The sequence below is a fragment of the Salmonella sp. K21076 genome (assembly GCF_039650795.1).
Classification (GTDB): Bacteria; Pseudomonadota; Gammaproteobacteria; order Enterobacterales; family Enterobacteriaceae; genus Salmonella; species Salmonella enterica.
The window spans coordinates 107,900-124,840 of sequence record NZ_JBCLYA010000048.1 but is presented as its reverse complement, the minus strand read 5'-3'; the positions used below and the strand labels follow the sequence as shown (position 1 = coordinate 124,840).

Sequence of the window (16,941 nt, the reverse complement as noted above, 5' to 3'; positions counted from 1 at the left end):
TAAAAAGCAGAGTATTCGGCCTGATAGTCAGGCTACGCTCTACAATATCGACGGATTCTGTGTCCGGATTCCCGGTTTCCTCCCGGCTAAAGGGGCATAATTCTGATAATTCAGGAAATGGAGTGACGATGAGTACGCAAGCAATATCCCTCCTCCCGCCCGACCCGCACATGTGCAACGGCGATGAAAAGCAAACCCGTAGCCCGCTGTCGCTCTATTCCGAATATCAACGACTGGACGTTGAGCTGAGGCCGCCGCACAGAATGGCCAGCAGTCACTGGCATGGGCAAGTAGAAGTGAATGTTCCGTTTGACGGCGATGTGGAGTATTTAATCAACAATGAAGTCGTGCAGATAAAGCAGGGACATATCACCCTGTTTTGGGCCTGTACGCCACACCAGCTTACCCGCCCCGGCAACTGCCGCCAGATGGCGATTTTCAGTTTGCCGATGCACCTGTTTCTCTCCTGGCCGCTGGATCGCGATCTTATCAACCATGTCACGCACGGGATGGTGGTTAAATCACTGGCGACCCAGCAGCTTAGCACCTTTGAAGTGTTGCGCTGGCAGCAGGAAACAAGCAGCCCGAATGAGCAAATTCGCCAGTTGGCGATCGATGAAATCGGCTTGATGCTTAAACGCTTTAGCCTTTCCGGCTGGCAACCCATTTTGCTCAATAAAACATCACGCACCCACAAGAATAGCGTCTCACGCCATGCGCAGTTTTACGTAAGCCAGATGCTGGGATTTATTGCCGATAACTACGATCAGGCGCTAACCATTAACGACGTTGCGGAGCATGTCAAACTCAATGCTAACTACGCGATGGGAATATTCCAGCGGGTTATGCAATTGACGATGAAGCAGTACATCACGGCGATGCGCATCAATCACGTACGTGCCTTATTGAGCGATACTGACAAAACGATCCTCGATGTCGCTCTGACTGCCGGGTTCCGATCCAGCAGCCGTTTTTACAGTACTTTTAGCAAATTTGTCGGTATGTCGCCGCAACAATACCGCAAGCTAAGCCAGCAACGACGCCAGACGATGCCCGGCTAAAGCCGGATACCACTATCAGCCAAAAAAATAATTCACCTGTCGATAAACGGCGGGTGAAATTGCTCGCTATCAATAATTAACCCATTGTTTATTAAACAATAATATCAATAACTGACCATTATTCCATCACTTTACACCCCCTATTTGACGGGGTAATACTTGCCCACGTCACATTCATACGGCGGGTCGGCAAGGCGTAAATTGCACGGCCTCCACAACCGGGTAAAAGATGATGAAAGTATTAATTGTTGAAAGTGAGTTTCTGCATCAGGACACCTGGGTTGGCAACGCGGTTGAGCGTCTGGCGGATGCCTTGAGCCAACAAAATGTTACCGTCATTAAATCGACATCCTTCGATGACGGCTATGCCATCTTGTCCGCGAACGAAGCCATTGACTGTCTGATGTTTAGCTACCAAATGGAACAACCGGATGAGCACCTGAGCGTCAGGCAATTGATCGGTAAGCTTCACGAGCGTCAGCAAAACGTGCCCGTTTTCCTGTTAGGCGACAGGGAAAAAGCGACGGCATCGCTGGACCGCGACCTGCTGGAGCTTGTCGATGAATTCGCCTGGATTCTGGAAGACACCGCTGACTTTATCGCCGGACGCGCCGTTGCCGCCATGACCCGGTATCGCCAGCAACTGTTACCGCCGCTGTTTAACGCGTTGATGAAATACAGCGACATTCATGAATATTCATGGGCGGCGCCGGGACACCAGGGCGGCGTCGGTTTCACTAAAACGCCTGCCGGTCGCTTTTATCACGATTATTATGGCGAAAACCTGTTCCGCAGCGATATGGGGATTGAGCGTACCACGCTCGGTTCACTCCTCGACCATACCGGCGCGTTTGGCGAAAGCGAGAAAAACGCCGCCCGCGTATTCGGTGCTGACCGCTCCTGGTCCGTGGTTGTCGGGACCTCAGGTTCTAACCGTACTATTATGCAGGCCTGTATGACGGATAATGATGTCGTTGTACTGGATCGTAACTGCCATAAATCCATCGAACAGGGGCTGATCCTCACTGGGGCCAAACCGGTATATATGGTGCCAAGCCGTAACCGTTACGGCATTATCGGGCCAATCTACCCGCAGGAAATGCAGCCTGAAACCTTGCAGAAAAAAATCAGCGCCAGCCCGCTGACCAAAACCAAAGCCGGACAGAAACCGTCTTACAGCGTGGTGACCAACTGTACCTATGACGGCGTATGCTATAACGCCAAAGAGGCGCAGGATCTGCTGGCAAAAACCAGCGATCGCATTCACTTCGACGAAGCATGGTACGGCTATGCGCGCTTCAACCCGATTTATTGCGATCACTACGCGATGCGCGGCGAGCCAGGCGACCATAACGGTCCGACCGTGTTTGCCACCCACTCCACGCACAAATTACTGAACGCGCTTTCACAAGCTTCCTACATTCACGTCCGTGAAGGCCGTGGCGCGGTGAATTTCTCCCGCTTCAACCAGGCCTATATGATGCATGCCACCACCTCTCCGTTATATGCCATCTGCGCATCCAACGATGTGGCGGTATCGATGATGGACGGTAACAGCGGCCTGTCCCTGACTCAAGAGGTGATTGACGAAGCGGTTGATTTCCGTCAGGCGATGGCGCGTCTTTATAAAGAGTTTACCGATGAAGGCGACTGGTTCTTTAAACCGTGGAATAAAGACGTCGTCACCGATCCACAAACCGGTAAAACGTATGACTTCGCCGACGCGCCGGCAAAACTGCTGGCAACCGACCAGAACTGCTGGGTCATGCGCCCCGGGGAAACCTGGCACGGCTTTAAAGACCTGCCGGATAACTGGAGTATGCTGGACCCGATTAAAGTCAGTATCCTGGCGCCGGGTATGGGCGACGATGGCGAACTGGAAGCATCCGGCGTACCTGCTGCGCTGGTCACAGCATGGCTTGGCCGCCACGGTATCGTGCCGACCCGCACCACCGACTTCCAGATTATGTTCCTGTTCTCCATGGGGGTAACTCGCGGGAAATGGGGAACGCTGATCAACACGCTGTGCTCCTTCAAACATCATTACGACGCGAATACGCCGCTGGCGCAGGTGATGCCGGAACTGGTGCAGGATTATCCTGACACTTACGCGAACATGGGTATTCATGACCTGGGCGATAAAATGTTTGCCTGGCTACGTGAAAATAACCCGGGCGCCCGTCTCAATGCCGCCTATTCCACCCTGCCGGTTGCGGAGATTACCCCGCGCGACGCCTACAACGCGATCGTGAACAACAATATTGAAATGGTGGCGATTGAAAATCTACCGGGTCGCATTGCGGCGAACTCCGTTATTCCTTACCCGCCAGGCATCCCGATGCTGCTCTCCGGTGAAAACTTTGGCGATGAAAACAGTCCGCAGGTGGGTTACTTACGCTCACTGCAATCCTGGGATCATCACTTCCCTGGCTTTGAGCATGAAACCGAAGGCACGGAAATTATTGATGGCGTATATCACGTTATGTGCGTGAAAGCCTAATCACAAAGAGTCTTTTTTTGAGGATGGCATGTATTCCCTGAGTATTGCTGCAAAACAATAATACTGTCATACCTTTTTGCGCGGGCCCCATCCCGCGCTTTTTTTATACAAAAATGACAAGTTTCCACTCGCGTACAACTTTTTGTACACCCTAATTCATCGTACAAATATTGTAATATTATTCAGGAAAGCTATTTTAATGCAGTTTCAATTCATCACACAATTGATTCAGTCCCCGTTATCTCTCCCGTTTGGCGAGATCCGGTCTTTTATGTTCATATTCCAGGAGTTCGGGTATGAGGATTTGCAGCAACGAGCCTTGCATAGTGTTATTAACCGAAAAAGATACATGGTTACGAGTAAATGGTAAGGAGCCAATCAGTTTAAAAGCGAATCATATGGCCATTCTGGCTTGTGAAAATAACGTTATTGACATTTCATCATTAAATAGCGTGCTAGTAATACAAGTGAGTCGCAATAATATTAAAGACTATTTACAATTCCTGAATAAAGATCTCTCACACCTTCCCGTCTGGCAACGCAACGCCGATCCCTTATTGACCGCCACCTGTCTGACGCCGGATATCTTCAGGGTCGCCGCCCGCTACAGCGCGATGGAAACACCGGATGAAATTGTTAGTGAACGCACCCGTGCGCTCCTTTTCACCGTTTTATCCCGCTTTCTTGACCACAAAAAATTTATTTCTTTGTTAATGCACATGCTGCGCAGCCGCATCAGTGACAGCGTTTACCACATCATTCAGAGCGATATTCATAAAGACTGGAATCTGAGCGCCGTTGCCAGCTGCCTGTGCCTGAGTCCAAGCTTGTTAAAGAAAAAGCTCAAAAACGAGAATACCAGTTATAGCCAAATAATCACGACCTGCCGAATGCGTTATGCCGTAAACCAATTATTAATGGACGGAAAGAATATCTCGCAAGTCTCACAGCTTTGTGGGTATAACAGCACGTCGTACTTTATTTCCGTGTTTAAAGAGTTTTATGGTATGACCCCCCTGCATTATGTTAGCCAACATCGGGAACGATCGGCTGCCTAATTTTTCTACACTCAACGATAAGACACGATAATAACAGCATTGGCGATAACCCGTCTCCGATATAATTCAGCGGCATTCTGAGGGGGTATGATACGACGTAATTTATCGTAACGAAGTCACCTTTTCAGGAGTCCAAATTATGTCTTCGGATGCTGATGCTCACAAAGTGGGCCTAATCCCCGTCACCTTAATGGTATCGGGGAATATTATGGGTTCAGGGGTATTCTTACTCCCTGCCAACCTGGCGGCCACTGGCGGGATTGCAATCTACGGATGGCTGGTCACTATCATCGGCGCCCTGGCGCTGTCGATGGTTTATGCCAAAATGTCGTCCTTAGATCCCAGTCCCGGCGGTTCTTATGCCTATGCACGCCGCTGCTTCGGGCCGTTTTTGGGCTATCAAACGAACGTGCTGTACTGGCTGGCATGCTGGATCGGTAATATCGCGATGGTCGTTATCGGCGTCGGCTATCTGAGCTATTTCTTCCCGATTCTGAAAGATCCGCTGGTATTAACGCTTACCTGCGTCGCGGTGCTGTGGATTTTTGTTCTGCTGAACATCGTCGGGCCGAAAATGATTACCCGCGTACAGGCCGTCGCCACCGTACTGGCGCTGGTGCCTATCGTAGGGATTGCGGTCTTCGGCTGGTTCTGGTTTAAAGGCGAAACCTATATGGCGGCCTGGAACGTGAGCGGTATGAATACCTTCGGCGCGATTCAAAGCACGTTGAACGTCACGCTATGGTCATTCATCGGGGTAGAAAGCGCCTCCGTTGCGGCCGGTGTGGTAAAAAACCCGAAACGCAACGTGCCTATCGCCACCATCGGCGGGGTACTGATCGCCGCCGTCTGCTATGTACTCTCCACAACGGCGATTATGGGGATGATCCCCAACGCGGCGCTCCGTGTGTCAGCATCGCCTTTCGGTGACGCGGCGCGTATGGCGCTGGGCGATACCGCAGGGGCTATTGTTTCCTTCTGTGCGGCAGCGGGGTGCCTGGGCTCTCTCGGCGGCTGGACGCTGCTTGCCGGCCAAACCGCAAAAGCGGCGGCGGACGATGGTCTCTTCCCGCCGATCTTCGCGCGGGTTAATAAAGCCGGTACGCCAGTGGCTGGGTTGCTTATCGTCGGCGTGCTGATGACTATCTTCCAGTTCAGCAGTATGTCGCCGAACGCCGCGAAAGAGTTTGGTCTGGTCTCCTCCGTGTCGGTTATCTTCACCCTGGTGCCTTATCTTTACACCTGTGCCGCGCTGTTGCTATTGGGCCACGGTCACTTTGGTAAAGCGCGCCCGCTGTATCTGCTGATTACCTTCGTCGCGTTTGTATATTGCATCTGGGCGGTTATCGGTTCCGGCGCCAAAGAAGTGATGTGGTCGTTCGTCACGTTGATGGTGATCACCGCGCTGTATGCGTTGAACTACAACCGCATTCACAAAAACCCGTATCCGCTGGATGCGCCGGTTAAACAAGATTGACCACGTGTAGTTAATGTTATCGCAACAGGCCGGATAGCGCAGGTTATCCGGCCACCACCAACATTAAGTTCTTAAGGTTCACTTAATTTTACTTTGTCACGATTAGCGTCACCGAATCGATGGACGCATCAACATGTTAAAGCGCTTTCTTAAAAGACCTGTTCTTGGGCAAATCGCCTGGCTTCTGCTTTTTTCCTTTTATATTGCCGTCTGCCTGAACATTGCGTTCTACAAGCAGGTACTACAAGACCTACCGTTAAACTCGCTGCGCAATGTGCTGGTGTTTATTTCCATGCCGGTCGTCGCGTTTAGCGTGGTCAATAGTGTGCTGACGCTGGCCTCATTTATTTGGCTAAACCGACTGCTGGCCTGCATTTTTATTCTGGTCGGCGCTGCCGCGCAGTATTTTATTTTGACTTACGGCATCATCATCGATCGCTCCATGATCGCCAATATGATGGATACCACGCCCGCGGAAACTTTTGCTCTGATGACGCCGCAAATGGTGCTGACGCTGGGATTAAGCGGCGTTCTGGCAGCCGTGATTGCCTTCTGGGTCAAAATCCGTCCGGCGACGCCGCGCTTACGGAGCGGGCTTTACCGCCTGGCCAGCGTCCTGATCTCTATTTTATTAGTTATTCTGGTCGCCGCCTTTTTCTATAAAGATTACGCCTCGCTATTTCGAAATAATAAACAGTTGATCAAAGCGTTAAGCCCATCGAACAGTATTGTCGCCAGTTGGTCATGGTATTCGCATCAACGGCTGGCGAATTTGCCGCTGGTACGCATTGGCGAGGATGCCCATCGCAATCCATTAATGCTGAAAGGCGATCGCAAAAACCTGACGATTCTCATCGTTGGCGAAACCTCGCGCGGCGATGATTTCTCTCTTGGCGGCTATCCGCGCGACACCAATCCGCGGCTGGCGAAAGACGATGTGATCTACTTCCCGCATACCACCTCTTGCGGTACGGCGACCGCGATCTCCGTTCCCTGCATGTTTTCTGATATGCCGCGCAAACATTATGACGAAGAGCTGGCGCATCACCAGGAAGGGCTACTGGATATTATCCAGCGCGCGGGGATTAACGTACTGTGGAATGATAATGACGGCGGCTGTAAAGGCGCATGCGATCGCGTTCCGCATCAAAATGTCACCGAGCTAAACCTGCCCGGACAATGTATCGACGGCGAGTGCTACGATGAAGTGTTATTTCACGGTCTGGAAGACTATATCGACCATTTGAAAGGCGATGGCGTTATTGTACTGCATACCATCGGCAGCCACGGCCCAACCTATTACAACCGTTATCCACCGCAGTTTAAAAAATTTACCCCAACTTGTGACACTAACGAAATTCAGAACTGTTCCCAACAGCAGTTGATCAACACCTATGATAATACCGTGCTGTACGTGGACTATATTGTAGATAAAGCCATTAACCTGCTGAAATCTCACCAGGATAAATTCACCACCAGCCTGGTCTATCTTTCCGATCACGGCGAATCATTGGGTGAAAATGGCGTTTATTTACACGGTTTGCCGTATTCCATTGCGCCGGATACGCAAAAACATGTCCCGATGCTCATTTGGCTTTCTAAAGATTATCAACAGCGTTATCAGGTGGATCAGGCCTGCCTGCAAAAACGGGCGAGCACGCTGGATTATTCACAGGACAATCTTTTCTCAACCATGCTGGGATTAACCGGCGTACAAACGACGTATTACCAGGCCGCAGATGATATTCTGCAACCGTGCAGGAGACTAAGCGAATGAAGATACTGATTGTTGAAGACGACACGCTATTATTACAGGGGTTAATACTCGCCGCGCAAACCGAAGGCTATGCGTGTGATGGCGTTTCGACAGCGCGTGCCGCCGAGCATAGTCTGGAGTCTGGTCATTACAGTCTGATGGTGCTGGATTTAGGGCTGCCCGATGAGGATGGCCTGCATTTCCTGACGCGAATCCGACAGAAAAAATACACCCTGCCGGTACTCATTCTGACCGCCCGCGATACGCTCAACGACCGCATTAGCGGGCTGGATGTCGGCGCAGATGATTATCTGGTAAAACCCTTCGCCCTGGAGGAGCTGCACGCCCGCATCCGCGCGTTGCTGCGCCGCCATAATAACCAGGGTGAAAGTGAACTGACGGTTGGCAATCTGACGCTCAATATAGGCCGCCATCAGGCATGGAGGGATGGACAGGAACTGACCCTGACGCCTAAGGAGTACGCGCTGCTCTCACGATTGATGCTCAAGGCAGGCAGTCCGGTGCACCGGGAAATTCTTTATAACGATATCTACAACTGGGATAACGAACCCTCGACCAACACTCTGGAAGTGCATATACATAATTTGCGCGACAAAGTCGGCAAGTCGCGCATTCGCACGGTTCGCAGGTTTGGCTACATGCTGGTTGCCACTGAGGAAAGCTAAGTGAGCCTGATGCGTTTTCAGCGAAGAGCGATGACCCTTCGCCAGCGTTTAACGCTGACAATTGGTCTTATTCTGCTGGTGTTCCAGCTAATCAGTACCTTCTGGTTATGGCATGAAAGCACTGAGCAAATCCAACTGTTCGAGCAGGCGCTGCGGGATAATCGCAACAACGATCGCCATATCATGCACGAAATTCGCGAGGCGGTCGCCAGCCTGATCGTCCCCAGCGTATTTATGGTTAGCCTGACGCTGCTGGTTTGCTACCAGGCGGTACGGCGTATTACCCGCCCACTCGCCGAACTGCAAAAAGAGCTGGAAGCGCGGACGGCGGATAATCTGACGCCGATCGCCATTCACAGCTCCACGCTTGAGATTGAGTCCGTCGTCTCGGCGATCAATCAACTGGTTACGCGTTTGACCACCACGCTCGACAATGAACGCCTTTTTACCGCCGATGTGGCCCATGAGCTACGCACGCCGCTGTCGGGGGTGCGTTTGCATCTGGAATTATTGTCAAAAACCCACAATGTTGATGTCGCGCCGCTTATCGCCCGTCTTGACCAGATGATGGATAGCGTCTCCCAGCTTCTGCAACTGGCGCGCGTGGGCCAGTCATTCTCTTCCGGGAATTATCAGGAAGTAAAACTGCTGGAAGATGTGATCCTCCCCTCCTACGATGAGCTGAACACCATGCTGGAAACGCGCCAGCAAACTCTGTTGCTGCCGGAAAGCGCGGCGGACGTGGTGGTGCGCGGTGACGCGACGTTACTGCGTATGCTGCTGCGAAATCTGGTGGAAAACGCGCATCGCTATAGCCCTGAAGGAACCCATATCACTATCCACATTAGCGCCGACCCCGACGCTATTATGGCGGTCGAAGACGAGGGGCCGGGTATTGATGAAAGCAAATGCGGGAAGCTAAGCGAAGCGTTCGTGCGGATGGACAGCCGTTATGGCGGAATTGGCCTGGGGCTGAGTATCGTCAGCCGCATCACCCAGCTACATCAGGGACAGTTTTTCCTGCAAAACCGTACGGAAAGAACAGGCACCCGTGCCTGGGTGCTGTTGAAAAAGGCATAACAGGCGTTTAATACGTCGTGACCCACACATAGATAAAACTGCTGACAATCAGCACACTACACAGGGTCGTCAAACTTTTATAAATATAGCTTTTCATGACGCTCTCCTCCAAAGGTATGGAGGAGAGTATGCCCGCGAGAGATTAAGCGAACCTTAAGCGCGAAATTTATTCATCGATACGCGGATGTTGCTGTACCAGACGCGAACGTTTGACCTGCAGCTCCGCAATTTCCTGATCGATGTCGTCGATTTTCTGCTCAATATTATCGTAATGCTCGCCCAGAATTTCCTTCGCTTCCTGGATGTCCGACGCCGCTGGCGTTGCGCCTTTTAACGGACGATTGGCCGTCTCTTTCATGGAAATACCGGTAATCAAGCCTATCACCGCGATGACCATCAAATAATACGCCGGTATCATCAGATCCTGCGAGCTTTCCACCAGCCAGGCCGCCAGCGTTGGCGTCAGACCGGCAATCAATACAGAGATATTAAAAGCCGCCGCCAGCGCGCTGTAACGAATATGCGTCGGAAACATCGCCGGCAATGTCGAGGCCATCACCCCGGTAAAGCAGTTCAGAATCACCGCCAGCATCAACAAACCGGCAAAAATCAGGCCAATAACGTTACTGTTAATCAGGATGAAGGCCGGGATCGCCAGCGCGAACAGCGCAATGCTGCCCATAATCACAAATGGACGTCGACCGAAACGGTCGCTCAGCAGCCCCATCACCGGCTGCACAAACAGCATCCCGATCATAATGGCGATGATAATCAACACGCCGTGATCTTCAGAATAGTGCAGGTTATGCGACAGGTAGCTCGGCATGTAGGTGAGCAGCATGTAGTAGGTCACGTTGGTGGCAATCACCAGACCGATACATGACAACAGGCTACGCCAGTGTTTGGTGGCAATCTCTTTAAAGGAGACTTTCGGCCCATCCTGCAACCCTTCGCGGTCGCCCTGCTCCAGTTTATCCACGTGCTGCTGAAACGCTGGCGTCTCCTCCAGCGCATGGCGTAAGTAGAGACCAATAATCCCCAATGGCAGGGCGATAAAGAACGGAATACGCCAGCCCCACTCAAGGAAATTCTCCTCGCCGACAATCGTCGAGATTAAGACCACCACGCCCGCGCCCAGCACGAACCCGGCGATGGAACCAAAATCCAGCCAGCTTCCCATAAATCCGCGTTTACGATCCGGCGAATATTCCGCGACAAAGATCGACGCGCCGGTATATTCCCCGCCAACCGAGAAGCCCTGCGCCATTTTACACAGCAACAACAGTATTGGCGCCCAGATACCGATCGTCGCGTAAGAGGGGATTAACCCGATACAGAAGGTACTGATCGACATAATCACAATCGTGATCGCCAGGATCTTCTGGCGCCCGTATTTATCGCCGAGCATACCAAAGAATAACCCGCCGAGCGGACGAATCAGGAAGGGAACGGAAAACGTGGCCAGCGCGGCAATCATCTGGACGCTGGGATCGGCGCCGGGGAAAAAGACTTTACCCAACGCGTAGGCAACAAATCCATAAACACCAAAATCAAACCACTCCATCGCGTTGCCCAGCGACGCGGCGGTAATCGCTTTGCGAAGTTTACCATCATCAATGATGGTCACATCGCCCAGTGTAATCGGTTTTATTTTTTTCCTTTTCAGCATAGCTGTCCTCATAGGCTAAGCCCTGTAGCGCTATATACGGCGGGCACTGGCATACCGCGCCAGCGTCGCCGTCGAGCGGAGGGAGGGGCGCGAACGCTATCCCTCATACAAGCGTAGCAGGTTTACTTACACTGTCCGGTTACGGACTGTACAACCGAACCTGTTGACGCCTGAATGGGCAGTTAATGACCTTTTTACCCTAACAGGGTTTAAATATGTGATCAACTTCACACATATATGTCAATTTGGTCAAAAGGTGTAAACAAGGACGCCCTAATGCGCTGTAGTGGCAGTAAAAAAGCGGTTATTCGAGTGTAAACCATTGCTGACTGGCGTGGCGCAGCCCCTTTTATAAAAGCGGCAATAGTCCCGACAACACTAAGGATTTTGTGTATAATTGCGGCCTTTTTCGGCGATCTGCCATTTTTGGGCGCGTTTGCCCCCGCTGACTTTTTGAGGATACCAACATGTCATTACCCCACTGCCCGCAATGTAACTCCGAATATACCTACGAAGATAACGGCATGTTCATCTGCCCGGAATGCGCTCACGAATGGAACGATGCGGAACCCGCTCAGGAGAGCGATGAGCTGATTGTCAAAGACGCCAACGGCAACCTGCTGGCGGACGGCGATAGCGTCACCATCGTGAAAGATCTGAAAGTAAAAGGCAGCTCTTCCATGCTGAAAATCGGCACCAAAGTGAAGAACATTCGTCTGGTTGAAGGCGACCATAACATCGACTGCAAAATCGATGGTTTTGGCCCGATGAAACTGAAATCCGAGTTCGTGAAAAAGAACTGATTTACCGTATCATTGCCCGGTAGCGCCTTGCTTACCGGGCCTGAGCGGCCCTGCCACCGACAATATTGTGCCAATTTCGAACTACACTTAACGAGCATCTCTTACCTGAGGTAACCATCATGCCGTTAAGTCCCTATCTCTCTTTTGCCGGCAACTGTGCCGACGCCATCGCGTATTATCAACAAACGTTAGGCGCAGAACTGCTTTATAAACTCAGCTTCGGTGAAATGCCCCCCTCGGCGGCGGATAATGAAGAGGGCTGCCCGTCAGGAATGCGCTTTCCCGATACTGCTATCGCCCACGCCAACATGCGCATTGCGGGCAGCGATATCATGATGAGTGATGCCAGCGCGTCGGGAACGGCGCATTATTCCGGCTTTACGCTGGTGCTTGATACCCAGGATGTAGCAGAAGGGAAGCGCTGGTTTGATAACCTTGCCGCACAAGGGCAAATCGAAATGGACTGGCAGGAGACTTTCTGGGCGCAGGGTTTCGGCAAGGTCAGCGATCGTTTCGGTGTGCCGTGGATGATTAACGTGGTTAAACATCAGCCTGCCACCTAACTCCCCGGGAGGCTCGCCTTCCCCCTTGCCATCAGAGTGATCTTTGGCTGCACGTTATCCGCCGTTTAGCTGCCATAGAATAAATAATGACGGTAGTTTGCTACAGTCTGGCGAAAGATGGTTGATCCTGATGAAGCGTCGGGAGGACATTATGCCAGTCTGTGAATTACGCCACGCGACAACAGAGGATACCGATTCTGTTTACGCGCTTATCTGTGAGTTACTTAAAAATGAGCTTGATTATCAGGCTTTCAGGGATGGGTTCGCCGCTAATTTACTGGACCCCAACCTTCATTATCGTTTAGCGCTACGCAACGGAGAGGTGGTCGGCATGATCAGCCTGCATATGCAGTTTCATCTCCATCATGCCAACTGGATTGGCGAAATTCAGGAGCTGGTGGTATTACCGCAGATGCGGGGACAAAAAGTTGGCAGTCAGCTTCTGGCCTGGGCAGAAGAAGAAGCACGTCAGGCGGGTGCGGAGCTAACGGAGCTTTCCACAAATATTAAACGCCGCGATGCACACCGTTTTTATCTTCGCGAAGGTTACAAGCAAAGTCATTTCCGGTTTACGAAAGCATTGTGATCTGGCAACCGTCATCAGGAGATAAGGCATAACGTAATCAGCCGTCACCGGGTGAAGTAGCGGAGTCATCTCAATTCTACTGTCGACAAGCCTGGATAAAGGTTAAACGGGCTGACTCGCTTCTTTAACAAAAATGGCCCTTTTAAGTTGTAGAAATGTAAATTTATTGTCAACGAACTACACTTTTCTCTTTGGCATCACCGGGAGGGTTGCCTGAAAATCCCGGGATGAGGTTTTCTTAGAAGGACAGTGACGTTATGTTCGCAGCAATCATTATCGGTATTTTTATTATCAGCGTCATTTATGCGCATTCACGCGGGGTGGAAAAACAAAAACTTTCCCGTCAGCTCTTTGACCACTCGACGTTTATGGCGCCGATCAATATGTTCATGACTCGCTTCTCAACGTTACCGGCAAAGCAGCCGTACTTTGATACCACGGCATTTCCAGAGCTGCAGAAGCTGACGGAAAACTGGCAGGTGATTCGTGAAGAGGCGCTACGGCTTCAGCATCACATAAAAGCCGCGCAGGCCAATAACGACGCCGGATTCAACACCTTTTTCAAGCGCGGCTGGAAACGGTTTTATCTTAAATGGTATTCCGATGCCCACCCGTCGGCAGAAACGTTATGCCCGATAACGACAAAGCTGGTCAACAGCATCCCCTCTATCAAAGCGGCGATGTTCGCCGAGTTGCCTCCCGGGGCCTATCTGGGAAAACATCGCGACCCCTATGCCGGTTCAGTACGTTACCATCTTGGATTAAGCACACCGAATGATGACCGCTGTTTTATTGAAGTTGATCGACAGCGCCATAGCTGGCGCGACGGCGAAGCCGTCATCTTCGACGAAACCTACGTTCATTGGGCGGAAAATAAAACTGAGCAGACGCGTATTATCCTCTTTTGCGATATTGAGCGCCCAATGAAATGGCGCTGGGCGCAGAGCGTAAACCACTGGGTCGGCGCATCGTTGATGTCCGCCGCCAGTTCGCCAAACGACGAGAACGATCGCACCGGTGCGATTAATCGCATCTTTAAATACGTTCACGCAGCACGCGATGCCGGGCAACGGCTGAAAAAGAAAAACCGTACTCTCTATTACGCGCTGAAATATCTCGTTATTGCCGCTATTTTTGCCGCGATAATCCTTTTCAGCCTCCTCTGAAGCCGGGCCACGGTATGAAACTGCCTGCCGCGGCCTGTTCTATCCTGGCGTTAGTCTCAAAGCGTTCCCTGACCTTGAGTCTATCCATCCGGATAATATCCACTTCAGGCAGAGCGTTCCGCCTTATCTGGCCTGCGCTCCGCGTTTCTCCCCATAATAAATGTCATGCGGCATTTTCTTTCGACACGTCAAAACTGACGATAGCCTGTTTTTCGTCAGGGTTTTGAGCAAAATTCGCCCGTAATATCAGGGAAAGCCCATACTAAAAAAGTGGCATAAAACATGCATACTGAGGGCGACAGCGCGTATGCGCGATTTGATTAACTGGAGCGAAACCGATGAAAAAAGTCGTCACGGTTTGCCCGTATTGCGCATCAGGTTGCAAAATCAATCTGGTGGTCGATAACGGCAAAATCGTCCGGGCTGAGGCGGCGCAGGGGAAAACCAACCAGGGTACCCTGTGTCTGAAGGGCTACTATGGCTGGGATTTTATTAATGATACCCAGATCCTGACCCCGCGTCTGAAAACCCCAATGATCCGTCGCCAGCGTGGCGGCAAACTGGAATCTGTTTCCTGGGATGAAGCGCTCAATTACGTCGCTGAACGTTTGAGCGCCATCAAAGCGAAGTACGGTCCGGATGCAATCCAGACAACCGGCTCCTCTCGCGGTACCGGAAATGAAACCAACTATGTAATGCAAAAATTCGCACGCGCCGTTATTGGTACCAATAACGTTGACTGCTGCGCTCGCGTCTGACACGGCCCATCGGTTGCAGGTCTGCACCAATCGGTCGGTAACGGCGCAATGAGTAATGCGATTAACGAAATTGATAACACTGATTTAGTGTTCGTCTTCGGGTATAACCCGGCGGATTCCCACCCTATCGTGGCGAATCATGTGATTAACGCTAAACGCAACGGGGCGAAAATTATCGTCTGCGATCCGCGCAAAATTGAAACTGCGCGCATCGCTGACATGCATATCGCGTTGAAAAACGGCTCGAATATCGCGCTGCTCAACGCCATGGGACATGTCATTATTGAAGAAAACCTGTACGACAAAGCGTTTGTCGCCAGCCGTACCGAAGGTTTTGAAGAGTACAGTAAGATTGTCGAAGGCTATACGCCGGAGTCCGTTGAAGAGATCACTGGCGTGAGCGCACAGGAGATTCGTCAGGCGGCGCGGATGTATGCCAGCGCGAAAAGCGCGGCGATCTTGTGGGGTATGGGCGTCACCCAGTTCTATCAGGGTGTGGAAACCGTGCGTTCACTGACCAGCCTCGCGATGCTGACCGGTAACCTCGGCAAGCCAAGCGCGGGCGTTAACCCGGTTCGCGGCCAGAACAACGTTCAGGGCGCGTGCGATATGGGCGCGCTGCCGGATACTTATCCGGGCTACCAGTACGTTAAATTCCCGGAAAACCGCGAGAAGTTCGCTAAAGCCTGGGGCGTAGAAAGTCTGCCTGCACATACCGGCTATCGCATCAGCGAGCTGCCGCACCGTGCGGCGCATGGCGAAGTGCGCGCGGCGTACATTATGGGTGAAGATCCGCTGCAAACCGATGCGGAGCTCTCTGCGGTACGTAAAGCGTTTGAGGACCTGGAACTGGTCATCGTGCAGGGCATCTTCATGACCAAAACCGCGTCGGCGGCGGATGTGATTTTACCCTCCACCTCCTGGGGCGAGCATGAAGGCGTCTTCTCTGCGGCTGACCGTGGCTTCCAGCGCTTCTTTAAAGCCGTTGAGCCGAAGTGGGACCTGAAAACCGACTGGCAGATTATCAGTGAAATCGCCACCCGGATGGGCTATCCGATGCACTACAACAACACCCAGGAGATCTGGGATGAGTTGCGTCATCTGTGCCCGGATTTCTACGGCGCCACTTACGAGAAAATGGGCGAACTGGGCTATATCCAGTGGCCATGCCGCGACACGTCGGATGCCGATCAGGGAACCTCGTACCTCTTTAAAGAGAAGTTCGATACCCCCAACGGTCTGGCGCAGTTCTTCACCTGCGACTGGGTAGCGCCTATCGATAAACTCACCGAAGAGTACCCGATGGTACTGTCGACGGTGCGCGAAGTCGGCCACTACTCCTGCCGCTCAATGACCGGTAACTGTGCGGCGCTGGCCGCGCTGGCCGATGAACCGGGCTATGCGCAAATCAATACCGCCGACGCCGCGCGTCTGGGCATTGAAGATGAAGCGCTGGTGTGGGTTCATTCGCGTAAAGGCAAAATCATCACCCGCGCGCAGGTCAGCGATCGCCCGAACAAAGGGGCGATTTACATGACCTACCAGTGGTGGATTGGCGCCTGTAACGAGCTGGTGACTGAAAACCTCAGCCCGATTACCAAAACGCCGGAGTACAAATACTGCGCCGTACGCGTTGAGCCGATCGCCGATCAGCGAGCCGCCGAGCAGTATGTGATTGATGAGTACAACAAGCTGAAAACCCGCCTGCGCGAAAGCGCAATGGGTTGATCTGCCGGATGGCGGCATCAGAATGCTTTATTCGGCCTGCGTCTACTGTA

At 52.0% G+C, this 16,941-nt stretch carries 14 protein-coding genes; 12 read left to right on the top strand and 2 right to left on the bottom strand.

What is annotated here, in order from left to right:
* The first annotated feature begins 128 nt into the window (after positions 1-128).
* The 7 genes from melR (at position 129) to pmrB (ending at position 9,618) form a co-directional block, all read left to right on the top strand.
* Entirely contained in the window at positions 129-1,061 is a 933-nt protein-coding gene (melR, locus tag AAYN39_RS17215; protein ID WP_000106992.1) for a transcriptional regulator MelR, read from the top strand.
* A gap of 232 nt (positions 1,062-1,293) precedes the next feature.
* Positions 1,294-3,561, top strand: coding sequence for an arginine decarboxylase (gene adiA, locus AAYN39_RS17210; RefSeq protein ID WP_001542850.1), 2,268 nt, complete (start codon positions 1,294-1,296; stop codon positions 3,559-3,561).
* Between the two features lie 296 nt (positions 3,562-3,857).
* On the top strand, positions 3,858-4,619 hold the full coding sequence (locus AAYN39_RS17205; protein ID WP_001217076.1) for an AraC family transcriptional regulator: 762 nt from the start codon (positions 3,858-3,860) through the stop codon (positions 4,617-4,619).
* Positions 4,620-4,758: 139 nt separating this feature from the next.
* Complete coding sequence (adiC, locus tag AAYN39_RS17200) at positions 4,759-6,096, top strand: arginine/agmatine antiporter (RefSeq protein WP_000093130.1); 1,338 nt, start codon at positions 4,759-4,761, stop codon at positions 6,094-6,096.
* Between the two features lie 133 nt (positions 6,097-6,229).
* Positions 6,230-7,873, top strand: a complete 1,644-nt coding sequence (gene eptA / locus AAYN39_RS17195) for a phosphoethanolamine transferase EptA (RefSeq protein WP_000919286.1) — start codon at positions 6,230-6,232, stop codon at positions 7,871-7,873.
* A complete protein-coding gene (gene pmrA / locus AAYN39_RS17190; protein ID WP_000697895.1) occupies positions 7,870-8,538 on the top strand; it encodes a two-component system response regulator PmrA in 669 nt (222 codons plus the stop codon). Before eptA ends, pmrA begins: the two co-directional genes overlap by 4 nt.
* A 9-nt stretch (positions 8,539-8,547) precedes the next feature.
* Positions 8,548-9,618 (top strand): two-component system sensor histidine kinase PmrB, encoded by a 1,071-nt coding sequence (gene pmrB / locus AAYN39_RS17185; protein WP_071525114.1) that lies wholly within the window; start codon positions 8,548-8,550, stop codon positions 9,616-9,618.
* Positions 9,619-9,625: 7 nt separating this feature from the next.
* Here the strand turns inward: pmrB and pmrR are convergent, their stop codons facing one another.
* Together pmrR and proP are read right to left on the bottom strand one after the other, a co-directional pair.
* The gene (gene pmrR / locus AAYN39_RS17180; RefSeq protein ID WP_000844399.1) at positions 9,626-9,715 is read right to left on the bottom strand and encodes an LpxT activity modulator PmrR; all 90 of its coding nucleotides are present in this window, start codon (positions 9,713-9,715) and stop codon (positions 9,626-9,628) included.
* 69 nt (positions 9,716-9,784) lie between these two features.
* Positions 9,785-11,287 carry a glycine betaine/L-proline transporter ProP gene (gene proP / locus AAYN39_RS17175; RefSeq protein ID WP_000919708.1) on the bottom strand — a complete coding sequence of 501 codons (1,503 nt, stop codon included), beginning with the start codon at positions 11,285-11,287 and terminating at the stop codon, positions 9,785-9,787.
* Positions 11,288-11,754: 467 nt separating this feature from the next.
* Between proP and AAYN39_RS17170 the strand changes: the two genes are divergently transcribed.
* The 5 genes from AAYN39_RS17170 to AAYN39_RS17150 all read left to right on the top strand — a co-directional run bounded on the left by AAYN39_RS17170 (position 11,755) and on the right by AAYN39_RS17150 (position 16,891).
* Complete coding sequence (locus AAYN39_RS17170; RefSeq protein ID WP_000056482.1) at positions 11,755-12,090, top strand: zinc ribbon domain-containing protein YjdM; 336 nt, start codon at positions 11,755-11,757, stop codon at positions 12,088-12,090.
* Positions 12,091-12,209: 119 nt separating this feature from the next.
* Positions 12,210-12,653, top strand: a complete 444-nt coding sequence (gene yjdN / locus AAYN39_RS17165) for a VOC family metalloprotein YjdN (RefSeq protein WP_001131301.1) — start codon at positions 12,210-12,212, stop codon at positions 12,651-12,653.
* Positions 12,654-12,804: 151 nt separating this feature from the next.
* The gene (gene phnO, locus AAYN39_RS17160; protein ID WP_001682184.1) at positions 12,805-13,239 is read left to right on the top strand and encodes an aminoalkylphosphonate N-acetyltransferase; all 435 of its coding nucleotides are present in this window, start codon (positions 12,805-12,807) and stop codon (positions 13,237-13,239) included.
* A 257-nt stretch (positions 13,240-13,496) separates the two neighbouring features.
* Positions 13,497-14,405: a lipid A hydroxylase LpxO gene (lpxO, locus tag AAYN39_RS17155; protein WP_000457029.1), complete on the top strand. Its 909-nt coding sequence runs from the start codon at positions 13,497-13,499 to the stop codon at positions 14,403-14,405.
* 338 nt (positions 14,406-14,743) lie between these two features.
* Complete coding sequence (locus AAYN39_RS17150; RefSeq protein ID WP_010989279.1) at positions 14,744-16,891, top strand: formate dehydrogenase N subunit alpha, selenocysteine-containing; 2,148 nt, start codon at positions 14,744-14,746, stop codon at positions 16,889-16,891.
* Positions 16,892-16,941 lie beyond the last annotated feature (50 nt).